The 13623-nt window shown below is 70.5% G+C and carries 13 protein-coding genes; 4 read left to right on the forward strand and 9 right to left on the reverse strand.

The features are described 5' to 3' along the window. Positions 1-22: 22 nt before the first annotated feature. On the reverse strand, positions 23-487 hold the full coding sequence (locus tag DEA06_RS04990; protein ID WP_133241700.1) for a hypothetical protein: 465 nt from the start codon (positions 485-487) through the stop codon (positions 23-25). A gap of 64 nt (positions 488-551) precedes the next feature. Beyond that, positions 552-878, reverse strand: coding sequence for a TraR/DksA family transcriptional regulator (locus DEA06_RS04995; RefSeq protein ID WP_116646886.1), 327 nt, complete (start codon positions 876-878; stop codon positions 552-554). 391 nt (positions 879-1269) lie between these two features. Here DEA06_RS04995 and DEA06_RS16890 point away from each other — a divergent pair, with 391 nt between their 5' ends. Next, positions 1270-1404, forward strand: coding sequence for a hypothetical protein (locus tag DEA06_RS16890; protein ID WP_276308335.1), 135 nt, complete (start codon positions 1270-1272; stop codon positions 1402-1404). 8 nt (positions 1405-1412) lie between these two features. Here the strand turns inward: DEA06_RS16890 and DEA06_RS05000 are convergent, their stop codons facing one another. The 5 genes from DEA06_RS05000 to DEA06_RS05020 form a co-directional block, all read right to left on the reverse strand. After that, positions 1413-3854, reverse strand: coding sequence for a glycoside hydrolase family 3 C-terminal domain-containing protein (locus DEA06_RS05000; RefSeq protein ID WP_240606825.1), 2442 nt, complete (start codon positions 3852-3854; stop codon positions 1413-1415). Positions 3855-3906: 52 nt separating this feature from the next. Further along, entirely contained in the window at positions 3907-4587 is a 681-nt protein-coding gene (locus DEA06_RS05005; RefSeq protein WP_240606826.1) for a nucleoside/nucleotide kinase family protein, read from the reverse strand. 10 nt (positions 4588-4597) lie between these two features. Then, positions 4598-5452 (reverse strand): sulfurtransferase, encoded by an 855-nt coding sequence (locus DEA06_RS05010; protein ID WP_116646888.1) that lies wholly within the window; start codon positions 5450-5452, stop codon positions 4598-4600. A 112-nt stretch (positions 5453-5564) separates the two neighbouring features. Next, positions 5565-6464, reverse strand: coding sequence for an EamA family transporter (locus tag DEA06_RS05015; RefSeq protein ID WP_116646889.1), 900 nt, complete (start codon positions 6462-6464; stop codon positions 5565-5567). A gap of 19 nt (positions 6465-6483) precedes the next feature. Next, positions 6484-7764 (reverse strand): serine hydrolase domain-containing protein, encoded by a 1281-nt coding sequence (locus DEA06_RS05020; protein ID WP_116646890.1) that lies wholly within the window; start codon positions 7762-7764, stop codon positions 6484-6486. A 132-nt stretch (positions 7765-7896) separates the two neighbouring features. Between DEA06_RS05020 and DEA06_RS05025 the strand changes: the two genes are divergently transcribed. After that, positions 7897-8208, forward strand: a complete 312-nt coding sequence (locus DEA06_RS05025; RefSeq protein ID WP_116646891.1) for a DUF2470 domain-containing protein — start codon at positions 7897-7899, stop codon at positions 8206-8208. A 68-nt stretch (positions 8209-8276) separates the two neighbouring features. Continuing rightward, positions 8277-8930, forward strand: coding sequence for a biliverdin-producing heme oxygenase (locus DEA06_RS05030; protein ID WP_116647256.1), 654 nt, complete (start codon positions 8277-8279; stop codon positions 8928-8930). Here the strand turns inward: DEA06_RS05030 and DEA06_RS05035 are convergent. Next, on the reverse strand, positions 8918-10285 hold the full coding sequence (locus tag DEA06_RS05035) for an AAA family ATPase (protein WP_116646892.1): 1368 nt from the start codon (positions 10283-10285) through the stop codon (positions 8918-8920). The genes DEA06_RS05030 and DEA06_RS05035 overlap by 13 nt on opposite strands. 119 nt (positions 10286-10404) lie before the next feature. Here DEA06_RS05035 and DEA06_RS05040 point away from each other — a divergent pair, with 119 nt between their 5' ends. Continuing rightward, the gene (locus DEA06_RS05040; protein ID WP_116646893.1) at positions 10405-11526 is read left to right on the forward strand and encodes a hypothetical protein; all 1122 of its coding nucleotides are present in this window, start codon (positions 10405-10407) and stop codon (positions 11524-11526) included. A 13-nt stretch (positions 11527-11539) separates the two neighbouring features. On the opposite strand, the gene DEA06_RS05045 is transcribed toward DEA06_RS05040, so the two are convergent. Continuing rightward, the gene (locus DEA06_RS05045; RefSeq protein ID WP_116647257.1) at positions 11540-13573 is read right to left on the reverse strand and encodes a cytochrome c oxidase assembly protein; all 2034 of its coding nucleotides are present in this window, start codon (positions 13571-13573) and stop codon (positions 11540-11542) included. Positions 13574-13623 lie beyond the last annotated feature (50 nt).

Raw genomic sequence — 13623 nt, forward strand, 5'->3', positions numbered from 1 at the left:
CCCGCGGATCGTCGCCGTCGGCTCACACGTAGGTGTTGGCGCCGACCGCGCCGATCGGCGCGTTCGCGATGTCGCGCCAGAGCAGCGCGATGCCCGCGTCGAGGGAGGGGCGTTGTCGTGCCCGCGCCATCAGACGCTCGGCGAGGCTTCTGGAGTCGTCGCACGTCTCGGCCAGCAGCACGGTGAGCACGATCGAGCGCGCGCAGGCCTGCTCGAGGTAGGCGTGGATGCGTTGCGCCGCGCTGTCGCAGATGCGCAGCACGATGCGCTCCGGAAGCATCGAGCCGTTGAGGACGACGAGGATGTGCTGCAGCCGGTGCAATCGACCGACGAGCACCGAGCACTGGGCCTCGACGTCGCGAAGAACCGCTCGCAGCTGCCCGCGGGTGCGCGACGCGGCGACGTCCACTCCGATGACGACGGCACGGTGACGCCCCGACACCGTGCAGGCGCAGGCGAACTCCTGCGCCTCCGGCGCCGCGCGCATCGCCGCCAGACACTCCAGCCGGTCCCCGATCACCGCGACCAGGGGGGAGGGCTCCGGGGCATCGTCAGGTCCCGTCGACACGGCGCTGGCAATCGAGACAGTTCTCGGCGTGAGGGAGCACCTCGAGCCGAGCAGCGGCGATCCCCTCGCCGCAGCGGAGGCACCGACCGTAGGTTCCGTCGTCCAGGCGCGCGAGCGCCGCGGTGATCTGATCCAACACCCGCCGCGTCGCGGTGCTGGTGGCCCACGTCACCGGGTCGACGTTCGGCGCGGCGCTCGGCGCCGCCTGCCGCACGATCTCCTGCCGCTGGCTGAGATCGTGCTCGAGAAGGCGGCGAAGACGAGAGACGTCCCGCTTCGGGGCGGACGGTGTGGAGGTATCGACAGACATAAGAATCCTGAGAAAGAATGCAGCGAAAAAGGGCAGCGCGAATTCTGCCCGCGAAGATGTCGGAGCGTGAGCATGTGATCACGATGCGGCGCGAGGCGCGATAGCGCGCTGGCGATAACCGCCCCCGGGTACAAAAAAAGCCGCAAATGCGACGCGCGTGACTACCGAGAACCTGAAGACGAATCAGGGCGGCGGAGCGCGGAACGCAGAGCGGCCTCCCGGCGGAGCGATCATGGACATGCCATCACCGTAGCCCGCTTCCGGGAAAAGGCAAATCGATCCGATTGACCCCCTGCACCGTCGTCTGTCCGCATTTCGACGGAGGCGAAGTGCTTTATCGAGGTGAATGCACTATGGTCATCGGAAATCATGCCAGCTGAAGAAGGGAAGCGTGATCGACATGGCCGACAAGGCCCCTCGCGGTGGAAAAGCGAAAAAGGAGCCGAAGCTCACTCTGAAGGAAAAGCGCGAAGCGAAGCGCACGAATGCCGAGCCGGTGTTCATCAAGCCGCGCAAGGCCCGCTGAGCCCTCGCTCAGCGCGGCGGCTGGCGGCCGTGATCGAACTCCACGCGCGTGGCCCGCTCGTCGCGGCGACCGCGGACGTAGGCCGTGACGACCCGAACGGCTCCGCGGAACGTGTGTCCGTTCACGAGGAACAGCACGGCATCGGTGACGGCGTGAGTCGTCCTGCTGCCGCTCATCTTCGAGATCGCGCGGAAGGGCGCATTGAAGACGAAGACCACGGAGAGGTCGGGGCGCCCGGCCCGGAGCGCGCGCTGATGTCGACGCTCGATAGCGCGGAAGATCGTGCGCACCAGGCGGCTGCGGGCGACGTGCAGCCGGTCGATCGGATCGTTGAATCCGAGCGGGTCGACCGGCCAGTGCGATGACGGGATCGGGCGCCCGAGCAGCGCCGCGAAGTCGGCGTCGGAGACCTGACGCACGTCGGCCGCACGATAGGCCGGGAGGTCGTCGGCGCTGGATGCTGCAACCTCGTCGCCCTCGACCGTGACGGTCGCGGCGTGCGCGATGTCGCGCACGTTGGGGCCGACGTGGACGTCGTACTCCCCCGCCTCGACAGCCCAGGCACCCGTCGATACGTCGAAGTGGCGGAAGCCTCGGGGTCCGAGCGCCAGCACGACATCACGGGTCTCACCGGGGTCGAGCCGCACCTTCGCGAAGGCCTTCAGTTCGCGTCGGGGCCGGTAGACGGCGCTCGGGCTTCGCCGACCGACGTACACCTGCACCACCTCGGCGCCGGTGCGGGAGCCCGTGTTGGTGACCTCGACCCGCACCTCGTCGGGCGTCGCGCGCAGATTCGCGTAGGCGAAGGTCGTGTAGGTGAGTCCGAACCCGAACGGGAACGCGACGTCGACACCGGCGGAGTCGAAGAAGCGGTATCCGACGAAGAGGCCCTCGCGATACTCCGCCGTCCGCGCTGCGCTGGGGAACGTGTCGGCCGTCGCGCCGTCGGCGAGCGCGCGGGGGAACGTCTCGGCCAGTCGCCCCGAGGGCGCCGCCGCGCCGGTCAGCAGGTCGGCGATCGCATCCGCCCCGGCCTGCCCGCCGAGATAGGCGTGCAGCAGCGCGGTGGCGTTCTCGATCCAGGGTGCTGTCTCGATCACGCCGCCCGCGCTGAGCACGACGACGGTTCTCGGATTCGCCGCCGCCACCGCGCGCAGGAGGGCGATCTGGTCGGCGGGGATCGCGAGCGTGGTTCGGTCCAGCCCCTCCGCATCGGCGATCTCGGGGAGACCGAGCATGAGCACCGCGACTTCGGCGCGGCGTGCCGCCGCGACCGCCTCGGCGACCAGCGCCGCGTCGGGCACCTCGTCGCGGCGGAAGCCCTGGGCGACTCCGGTCGTCACGAGCCGTGTCGCGGCCACCGCGTCGCGCAGCGTGGCGACGCGGGTCGGGTTCACCATCGACGACCCCGTGCCCTGGAAGCGCGGCTCGGTCACGAAGTCGCCGATGAGAGCCACCCGGGTGCCCGGCGCGAGCGGCAGGATCGCATCGGTGTTGCGCAGCAGTACGGCCGACTCCGCGGCGGCTCGCCGGGCGAGCGCGTCGTGGGCGGCAGCATCCACCTCTCCCGGAGCGTCACGGGCGGTCACCCGCTCGACGAGCCGCAACAGCTCCCGCACCCGCGCATCGAGGTCGGCGACGGCGAGATCGCCCCGCTCCACCGCGGCGACGATCGCCCGTGCGGAATCGAACCCCGGCGACGGCATCTCGAGCGTGCCTCCCGCGGAAACGGCGGCCACCGGGTCGTCGCCCCCGCCCCAGTCCGAGATCACGGCACCGTCGAAACCCCACTCCTCGCGGAGGATCTCGGTCAGCAGGTGCCGGTTCTCGTGCGCGTAGGCGCCGTTGACGAGGTTGTACGCACTCATCAACGCCCACGGCCGCGCCTCGCGCACCACGATCTCGAACGCCGTCAGGTAGATCTCGCGCAGCGTGCGCTCGTCGACCACCGAGTCGCTGACCATCCGGCGAAGCTCCTGGCTGTTCACCGCGAAGTGCTTCGGCGTCGCGGCGACTCCCTCCGACTGGATACCGCGCACGTAGGCGGCCGCGAGGATGCCCGACAGCTCGGGATCTTCGGAGAAGTACTCGAAGTTGCGACCGCCCAGCGGGCTGCGCGTGATGTTCAGCCCCGGGCCGAGCAGCACGTCGACACCTTGCGCGGCGGCCTCACGCCCCAGCGCCGCACCGATCTGCTGCGCGAGCTCGGGATCCCAGCTCCCCGCCACCGTCGCCGCGGTCGGAAAGCACGTCGCCGGCTCGGATGCCGCGAGCCCGAGGTGGTCGGCCGCGCCGAGCTGTCGGCGCACTCCGTGAGGACCGTCGGCGAGCCGGATCGCCGGCACGCCGGCCGAGGCGACCGCGCGGGTCTGCCAGACGTTCTCGCCGCTGAGCAGCGCCGCCTTCTGCAGGGTCGTGAGCCGGGTGAGGATCTCGGCGGGATCGTCCACGAAGCCCTCTCCCGCCGGGCGGGTTCGGCGTGCGTCCCGAGCGGTGTGCAGTTTATCGCTCCGGGACGACGCTGCCGGGCTCAGCCGTCACGCCCGAGACGACCAGATCCGCACGGGAGGCGGATGCGTCGACCAGCAGCGCGTTCGCACCGTCGACCTCCCGCGCGAAGGTCGTCGCCGCCTCGCGCGTGCGCCCGTGCCGCACATGACGGTCGATGAGCCGGGCCTCGCGGTCGGCCTCGGGTGTGCGGCAGAACCAGGCCGCGTCGAGCTGGGACCGCACCCCCGCCCAGGGCGGGCGATCGACGAGCAGGTAGTTGCCCTCGACCACCACGATGTCGACGTCGGGCTCGATCGCGATCTCGCCGGCGATGCCCTCGTCGACCTCGCGGCGGAAGCTCGGGGCGTAGATCGTGTGATCGGTCTCGACGCGCAGACGCCCGAGCAACGCCACGAACCCCCACCCGTCGAAGGTCTCGATGGCCCCCTTGCGGTCTCGGAGCCCCCGCCGGTCGAGCATGTCGTTGGCGAGGTGGAAGCCGTCCATCGGCAGGTGTGCGGCGACGCCCTGGCGGCGGGCGTTGAGGTGGTCGACCAGCGCGACCGCGAGGGTGGTCTTGCCGCTCCCGGGGCTGCCGGCGATGCCGACCACGAACCGCCGTCCGGGCGTCGCCGCGGCCTCGATGCGCGACGCCAGCCCGGCCACCGCCGCGCCGGGTGGACGGCCGGTCACCGGCACCGCGTCATTCCGCCGCGCCGATGCCGGACGGGGCGTCCCCGCGAGCGACCGGGCGCCCCGGGGCGGTGGACCACTCGCTCCACGAGCCGGGGAACACGAGCGCTTCGATCCCCGCCTCCTCCAGCGCGAGGGCGGTGTGCGCGGCGGTGATACCCGAACCGCAGTAGACGGCGACCGGCGTCCCCTCGGTCACGCCCGCCGCGGCGAACGTCGCTCGGAGTTCGTCGGGGTGACGCAGTGTCCCGTCATCCGCGAGGTGCACGGGGGTCGGCAGGTTCACGGCACCCGGGATGTGCCCGCCGATCGGGTCGAGCGGCTCGACGTCGCCGCGGTAGCGTTCGGGCGCACGCACGTCGAGGAGCACCCCCGCCTCGGGGAAGGCCGCCGCCTCGTCGATGTCGATGACCCCGACGGTCGAATCGGTGAGGTGCACGTCACCCCTGGGCGCGGTGACCTCTCCGGTCTCGAGGGCGCCTCCGGCGGCGACCCACGCGGGCAATCCGCCGTCGAGGACGCGGATGTCGACCCCGGCGCGGCGCAGCAGCCACCACGCGCGTGCCGCCGCGAGGCCCCGCGCATGGTCGTACGCGACCACGATGTCGCCGTCGTGCAGCCCCCAACGGCGCGCTGATCGCTCCAGGTCGGCGGCCGCCGGCAGCGGATGGCGGCCACGGTGCGACACCGTGTGATCGGCCAGTTCGCCACCGAGATCGACGTATACCGCGCCGGGCACATGACCGTCGAGGTACTCGGCCCGCCCGTCGGGCTTGTCCAGCCGCCACCGCACGTCGAGCACCCGCACGGGGGCACCCGCGTCGAGCAGCTCGCTCAGTTCCGACACGCTCACCAGATGGCTCATGTGTCGAGGGTCGCACTCCTCGGTCGCGCGCGCACGTCCATTACCCGCGATTGCGCCGCTCCCCCGTCACGAACTGTCGATGCGCGCCGCCGTTCGTGACAGGGAAGGGTCTTCACGGGAGGGGTTCGCCGAGCGGCGGATCGGAACTGCGACGGGCGGATGCGGCGTCGCCGCGGGTGCTTGCACGGACGGCGCCGATCGACGCGACGATCACGAGGGCGATTCCGACGATCTCCAACCAGGCGAGGTGCTGCTGCAGCAGGAAGAACCCGGCGAGCGAGGCGGTCACCGGGCCCAGGCTCATGAGGATCGCGAAGGTCGACGCGGGCAGTCGTCGCAGCGCGAGCAGTTCGAGCGCGTACGGGATCGTCGACGACAGCACGGCCACGGCGAGCCCGAGCGCGAGAAGCTCGGGCCGGAGGAGCGCCGGGCCGCCATCGACGACGCCGAACGGCAGCGCGATGAGCGCGCCGACCGTCATCGCCAGAGCGAGGCCATCGAGCCGCGGGAACTCGGCGCCCACGCGGGCGGACGCGAGGATGTACAGCGCCCACGCGGCCGCCGCCCCGAGGGCGAAGAGGACGCCGAGCAGATCGAGCCGGTCCCAGCCCCCGCCCCCGAGCGCGGCGACCCCGAGGAGGGCGAGGCCCGCCCAGACCCACGCCGACGCGCGGCGGCTCGCGATGATCGAGAGGGCGAGCGGCCCGAGCACCTCGATCGTCACCGTCACACCGAGGGGCAATCGCGACAGCGCGAGATAGAACAGCCCGTTCATCAGGGCGAGAACCGCGCCGAAGGCGACGACGGAGCGCCAGGCGCCCGCGGTGTGTCCGCGCAGGCGGGGTCGCGCGATGAGCAGCAGGATCGCGGCCGAGAACACCAGCCGGAGCATGACCATGCCCAGGGGTCCGACCTGCGGGAACAGGAGCACGGCGACCGACGCCCCGACCTCCTGGCAGACGAGTCCGACGAGGACGAAGGTGAGCGCGGTGTTGGTCCGACGCGTCGTCACGACACGGCCGAGGCGAGCGTCACGCCGCGGGGGGCGCGCAGATCGCGTTGCCCGCGATCTGGTCGTGCCACTGCTGGGCCGTCCACGGCAGGCCGGCCTCGGGCGCGGTCTGCCCGGATGCCGCCGGTGCCTTCGAGGCGATCGCCGCGAGCTCCCACGCCAACCATGCGCCGATCGCCTGATTCGCGCCCGAGTTGTTGAGCACGACGGCGACCGTCATACCCGTTGCGGGGTCGGCGAAAGCCGCGGTCATGTAGCCGGGGATCGATCCGTACTGCCCGACGAGCGAGCCCGCCTGATAGGCGCCGCCGGTCGTCGTGAGCCACGTGGGCTGGTCGGCGGCCACCGGCACCGGAGTGGAGAAGCGCCCGTCGTCCTGCGACCCGAGCGCGTTCGTCGCCAGTGCCTGCGCATATCGTCCGAGGTCGTCGATCGTGGTCACGGCACCCGAGTCGGCGCCGCCGATGCTCGACGACAGAGTGGTGAAATCGGCCGGTTCGGTGCAGTTCCACACTCCCGCCGCATCCGGGGTCGACCAGTGGCCGTCGAGGACGGCGCCGTCGCCGGGGGCCTGCGCCGCCGGCGCCGGGAGCCGCGTCGACGGCAGCTCCAGCGGCTCCGAGATGTACCGGGCGATGAGCGACGGAAGGCTCTCGTTCTTCGCGCGCTCGAGGGCGAGACCGAGCAGGAGGTAGCCCGCGTCGGAGTCGCGGAACACGGTGCCGGGCTGGGAGTCGTCACGCTCGGAGAGACCGTAGGCCGCGAGCTCCCGGGCATTCCACACCCGGGCGGGGTTGCCCAGGAACAGCGACTGCAGCTGGGGGGCATAGGAGCCGATGCCGGAGGTGCTGTCGCAGAGCTGGCGCAGCGTCACATCCGCGAGCTCGGGCACGGCGGAGACGTACGTCGTCACCGAGTCGTCGACCGAGAGGGTGCCCTCCGCGGCCACCGCGTACAGCACATCGCACGTCATCGCACGCGTGACGTCGCCGGCGCGGAAGGCCATATCGGTCGTCACCGACTCGGACCCGCCGATCGACTGCGTTCCCAGCGCGCTCACCCAGGTGCCGCTCCACGGTGCCCAGACTCCGACGATCGCACCCGACGACCCGGTCGCCGTCATGGCCGCCGTGACGGCGGCCTCGAGCTGGGTCACCGTGTCGGCGGGGAGAGCGGCATCCGTCTGCGGAGGCACGTCGATATCGACCGTCTGCTGTGCGGAGCAGCCGCTCAGCGCGATCAATGCCAATGCCACGGCCGCGGCGACCGCGGCGCCGCGGCGCTTGGGAAGGATTCGCATCCTCACCCCCCGGGGGATCCTGCACGCGTCGTTTTACGCGTCCAAGAATTGAATCACACCCCTTCGCCCCCACCCCGATCATCGGCTGAGGGCAGGTCACAGGTGGATCACGAGTTTGCCTAGGCTGGGGCGATGCCGCACAGCTTCGACGACGCCACGATCGCGGGCGTCCTCCGTCACATGAACAGCGACCACACGGATGACAACATCCTCATCGCGCGGGCGTTCGGGAACGATCAGGCAGCGGTATCGGCCACCATGACGTCGTTCGACGGCGACGGTGGCCAGTGGGAGGTCACGGGGGCAGGCGGCGCGGTCGAAGCGCTGCGGGTTCCGTGGCCCGGCGGACCGATCACCGAGCGCCCCGAGGTGCGCCGGGAGATCGTCGCGCTGTACGACGACGCCTGCGAGCGACTGGGTATCGAGCCGCGCCCGCACGGCTGACCGTGCCCTCGGCACCCCGAGGAAATTCGTAGGTTAGGACGCCCTAACTTTCCCCTATGATGACCGTTATGAGCGACGTCATCCTCTTTTCCGCCGCACTTCGCGAGCGCTCGAGCAGCGCGCACTCGTCGAGCGAAGGCTCCGGCTTCATGACCGATCTCATGAAGGGCGAGGGCACCCGCGATGACTACGTCGCGCTCGTCGCCCAGCACTGGTGCATCTATGCCGCCCTCGAAGCGGCGGCGGAACGGATGCGGCGCGACCCCGTCGCATCGGTGTTCATCAGCGACCGACTCACGCGCCTCCCCGCCCTCGAAGCCGACCTCGAGTTCCTCATCGGCCCCGACTGGCGCGAAGGGATCGAGCCGCTCCCCACCACCCGCGCCTATGTCGCGCGCATCGAACAGGTCGGGGCCACCTGGCCCGGCGGATTCGTCGCGCACCACTACACGCGCTACCTCGGCGACCTGTCGGGCGGCCAGTTCATCGGCCGGCTCATGCAGCGACGGTTCGGCTTCGAGACGAACGGCATCGGGTTCTACGTGTTCGACGACATCGCCGACCCGAAGGCGTTCAAAGACGTCTACCGCGAGCAGCTGGATGCCGCACCCTGGGACGCCGCCGAGCAGCAGCGCGTGATCGACGAGGTACTGCTGGCCTACCGCTTCAACACCGAGCTGTTCGAAGACCTCGGCAGAGCCAAGGCCACTCAGGTCGCCTGAGCCCGTGCCGCGCGGACGCCGGCCATGAACCGCTGCACGTCGGGATCGACGCGGATGTCGCTCGGGCGCAGCGGTCGGGTGAGGTAGAGACCGTCGAGCGACGTCAGCCGGCTGAGCGCCACGTAGGTCTGCCCGGGCGCGAACGCGCCCGACCCGAGGTCGACGATGGCTCGATCGTAGGTCTTGCCCTGCGACTTGTGGATCGTCACGGCCCACGCCAACCGCAGCGGGAACTGCTGGAACTCCGCCACGATCTCACGGGACAGCGTCTTCGACCCGGGGTTGTAGGCATAGCGGAACTTCTCCCACACCGCCGGCTCGACGTCGTAGGTCTTGCCTTCGACCTCGACGCGAACGCTGGAGCCCGTGATCCGCTTCACCGTGCCGATGGTGCCGTTGACCCATCGCGGCGGCTCGCCGAAGTTCGAGATGTCGTTGCGCAGGAACATCACCTGCGCGCCCACCTTCAGCTTCAACTCGGCGTCGGCGGGATAGCTCGCATCGCCCCGGCCGAAGTCGCCGTTGATCTCGGCGTTGGCGGTCTGCATGCGTCCGACGAGCGCGTCGAGGTGCCGGCGGTTGATCGTGTTCACGATGTCGTTGCGGGTCGCGAGGGTGATGATCGGATGCTCGCCATCGGCCGGGTCCGGAGGTGTGCGGGCCCCGGCACCGTTGAGCACCCCCGCCATGTCGGCGGTGACGTGCCCGTACCGCACCCCGTTGAGCAAGGCCTTGAAGGCGGGGTCGGACTGGCGATGGATCTCGGTCAGCTCGCGGATGTGGAGGTCGGCGCCATGGCGGCCGAGCTCGATGAGACCGTCGCCCGCAGACTCGCCCGCCCACACCTTCGCGTCGAAGAACCAGAACGACCGGTAGTGGTCGGCGATGTACCGCGCCTCGTCGCCGCGAGGGGGTACGGGTGCGAGCTGGTACGGATCGCCGAACATCACGATCTGCACCCCGCCGAACGGCTCCGCCCGGCGGTTGCGGGCCTGACGGAGCGAGCGGTCGATGCCGTCCATGAGGTCGGCGTTCACCATCGAGATCTCGTCGATCACGAGGGTGTCGATCGCGTTGAGGATCTTGCGCGTCGCGTCGGTCTGGTCGATGTCGCCGGACGCGATGAGACCGATCGGCAGTTTGAACAGCGAGTGGATCGTCTGACCCTCGACGTTCAGCGCAGCGACGCCGGTCGGAGCGCAGACGGCGATCTGCTTCGAGGTGTTCCAGGCGAGGTGCTGCAGAAGCGTGGATTTGCCCGTGCCGGCCCGGCCGGTCACGAACACGTGCTCCCGGGTGTCTTCGATCAGCCGGAAGAGGGCCTCCTGCTCGGCGGAGAGGGCGGGAGTGCTCACCGGTTCATGTTATTCGTCCCTCGCACCGCGAGCGCAGGATCATCCCCCGCTCGGAACGGAAGCGTAACGAACGCACACGCCTCGGTGGTCGCTCAGCAGAGATTTCCTAGACTGAGGAGGTGAACCACGAGCTCGGGGGGACTGCGGCGCCGTCGGCCCCCGGCGGGACGCCTTCCGCTTCCTCCGCCCCGCCGATGCCCGAGCGGCGCCCTCGGCGCCTGGGGTTGGAGCTCGGCGTGATCGGCGTCGTGGCGGTTCTCCTGTTCGCCGCTCTGGCAGCCGGCGGCGTGACGCTCTACCGCGAGCTCTACAGCCCGACGGCATTCGTGCTTCGCTATCTCGACCTCCTCTCGGACGGACGAGCCGCCGACGCGCTCGCTCTGCCCGGGGTCGCCCTCGACGCGGCCGCCCTGGAGGCGGCGGGACTGCCGTCCACGGCGTCGAACGCGCTCCTGCGCAGCGCCGCCCTGTCGTCGCTGACGGATGTGGTCGGCGTCTCCGAGGAGGCTTCCGGCGACAGCACCCGCGTGACGGTGGAGTACGTGGCGGGCGGGCACCGCGGGACCTCGACGTTCGAGGTCGCGCAGGACGGGTGGATCGGGGTCGTGCCGAACTGGACCTTCGCGAAGAGTCCCCTCGCCGTCATGGACCTCGTCGTCACGGGATCGATGCGCTTCGCCGTGAACGGCTTCGAGGTCGACAAGCGTCAGGTCTCGGCGGACGGCGTCGATGCCGACCCGCTGGCCGCCGTCCCCCTGCTCGTCTTCTCCCCCGGCATCTACTCCGTCGACGTCGACACGCAGATCTCGGCAACCCCCGGTGTCGCGGTGCTGGCAGACCTCCCCACGGCCGGCATCCCCGTTCGCGTCCAGGCCGAGGCGACGACCGAGTTCGTCGACGTGGTGCAGCAGCGGGTCGAGGAGTTCCTCGCCGACTGCGCGACCCAGCAGGTGCTGCAGCCGACCGGGTGCCCGTTCGGGCTCACGGTGCAGAATCGCATCATCAGCCTTCCGGCGTGGTCGATCGTGCAGCACCCCGCCATCTCGGTGACCCCCGACGGTGCCGGCTGGAGCATCGCCCAGGCCGATGCCGTGGCCCACGTGGAGGTGCAGATCCGCTCGCTCTACGACGGATCGGTGCGCACGGTCGCCGAGGACGTGCCGTTCGTCATCAACGGTTCGGTCGAGGTGCTCCCCGACGGCACCGCATCGATCAAGGTCGGCGGCAACCGCACGTCGTAGACCGGTCGAGCCGTCAGCGCCCGGCGCGGGAATCCTGCTCGGCGAGAGCGGCGAGCTGCGCGTTGTACTCGTCGAGCTCGGGGTCGCCGGCGCGGTCGACCTGCCGATCGCGTCGGCGCTGCATCCTCTCGTCCGACCGGCTCCACTGGATCGCGACCGCGATCGCGAGGATCAGCGTGGGGATCTCGCCCACCGACCATGCGACGCCGCCACCGAGGTACTGGTCTTCGAGGGGCGACACACCCCAGGTGCGACCCATGGAGCCGAACCACTCCGCGACGAACAGGCCGGTCTGCATCATGATCGCGATGCCGAAGAAGGCGTGCATGGCCATGACCGCGATGAGCACCAGCAGGCGCATCGCGTAGGGCAGCCGGTACGGCACCGGGTCGATCCCGATGAGCGACAGCACGAAGAGGTACCCCGTGATGAGGAAGTGCGCCACCATCCACTCGTGACCGATGTGGTCGTAGAGCGACCACCGGAACAGGTCGCTGTAGTAGAAGGCCCACAGCGATCCGATGAACAGCCCGGCGGCGACGTAGGGGTTCGTGAGCACCTTCGAGACCGGGCTGTGCACGGCCCAGAGGATCCACTCGCGTCCGCCGCGCGTGCCGTCGTCGCGCTTGCGGATCGCCCGCGCCGCCAACGTCACGGGAGCCCCGAGCACGAGCAGGAGCGGGATCGCCATGCTCAGCAGCATGTGGCCGATCATGTGCATGCTGAACAGGTAGTCCTGGTAGGCGTTGATCGGCCCCGCGGTGACCCAGAGCAGCAGCAGCAGGCCCGCGACCCACGAGACGGTGCGGTGGATCGGCCACGCGTCGCCGCGGCGCCGCAGGCGGATGACGCCCGCCAGGTAGAAGAAGAGCCCGAACCCGACGGCGAACGCCCAGAGCAGGTCGACGTCGATCGACGTGAGCCAGGCGTTGAGATCGAGCTCGGGCGGGAGGGGCGCACCGGTGAGCACCTCTGCGGGCGTCTGGATGACCGGGATGGCGTCGCCCGGGGTGGGCGTGCGGGCCAGCGCCGCCGCCGCGCCGCTGGCAAGGCCCATGAAACCGAGTTCGAGGGCGATGAGGCCCCAGAACCGGCGGGATGCTCCGCTGTCGGGCATGCGGGAGATCAGGCGCACGCGGTACCACGCACCGAGGACTCCCATTCCCAGGAGCGCGACCACCTTCACGATGACGAGGGCCCCGTAGGGCGAGCCGAGTTGCTCCCATCCCCCGAGGCCGATCGAGGCGCGCACGGTGCCCGAGATCGCCACGACGACGAAGGCGATGAGCGCGAGGCTCGAGTACCGCAACAGGACGTCTTTCAGCGCGCCCTTCTCGAGCACGGGGCGTACGACCACGAGCAGGACGAGACCGCCCAGCCAGACCGCCGCCGCGAGGATGTGCAACACGAGCGCCGTCACGGCGAGCGTGTGGTTGGCCTCCTCGCCCGCGTGGCCCTGGGTTCCCATCGGCACGAGCGCCACGACCGCGAGGAGGGCGACGAACAGGGTGGGCGTCCACGAGCGGACGGCGAAGGTGAGCACGGTCAGCACCGCACCGGCGATCGTGGTGATGAGCCACGCGCGGCCCAGTTCGACCTCGACGAGGAACCGGCCCAGCTGCTGCCCGAACACGGCGTCGGCGCTGGGCACGGCGTTCATCGTGTTGACGAACGTGAGGAACCCGGTCGCCGCGGAGGCGAGGGTGAAGATCGCCGCGCTGATCGAGGCGGTGTCGAGGGCGGTGTCGAAACCGCGCTGGCCCGCCGGCAATGCCCAGAGGGCGAGGACGAGCGAGCCGAGCATGCCCGCCGCGGCGAGGTTGACGACCAGCTTCGCGGCGGGAAGCCCCCACCGCACGACCGGGCCGGCATCACCGATGAGCAGGGGCGCCGCGCCGCCGCCGTAGGCGAGGCCGGCGACGAGAGCGACGGCCGAGACGACGACGAGGATCGCCAGACCCGCCACGCGGAGCGTGCGGGCCGACGAGGTCGGCTGTGCCGACGTTCCGCGCGGCGCGGTGGTGCCGCGAGGAGTGGTCGTGGTCATCATGCAAGCTTATTCGCGCCGGAACCCGACCGAGCCGGAAGTGCCCGACA

It is taken from the genome of Microbacterium sp. Gd 4-13 (assembly GCF_003095395.1).
Lineage (GTDB): Bacteria > Actinomycetota > Actinomycetes > Actinomycetales > Microbacteriaceae > Microbacterium.

What these genes read in the sequence shown, in the direction of transcription:
- DEA06_RS05030 (WP_116647256.1), top strand. Translation starts at nt 8,277, where the DNA reads ATGAGCGACGTCATCCTCTTTTCCGCCGCACTTCGCGAGCGCTCGAGC.
- DEA06_RS05010 (WP_116646888.1), bottom strand. Translation starts at nt 5,452, where the DNA reads ATGAGCCATCTGGTGAGCGTGTCGGAACTGAGCGAGCTGCTCGACGCG.
- DEA06_RS05045 (WP_116647257.1), bottom strand. Translation starts at nt 13,573, where the DNA reads ATGACCACGACCACTCCTCGCGGCACCACCGCGCCGCGCGGAACGTCG.
- DEA06_RS04990 (WP_133241700.1), bottom strand. Translation starts at nt 487, where the DNA reads ATGCGCGCGGCGCCGGAGGCGCAGGAGTTCGCCTGCGCCTGCACGGTG.
- DEA06_RS04995 (WP_116646886.1), bottom strand. Translation starts at nt 878, where the DNA reads ATGTCTGTCGATACCTCCACACCGTCCGCCCCGAAGCGGGACGTCTCT.
- DEA06_RS05020 (WP_116646890.1), bottom strand. Translation starts at nt 7,764, where the DNA reads ATGCGAATCCTTCCCAAGCGCCGCGGCGCCGCGGTCGCCGCGGCCGTG.
- DEA06_RS05025 (WP_116646891.1), top strand. Translation starts at nt 7,897, where the DNA reads ATGCCGCACAGCTTCGACGACGCCACGATCGCGGGCGTCCTCCGTCAC.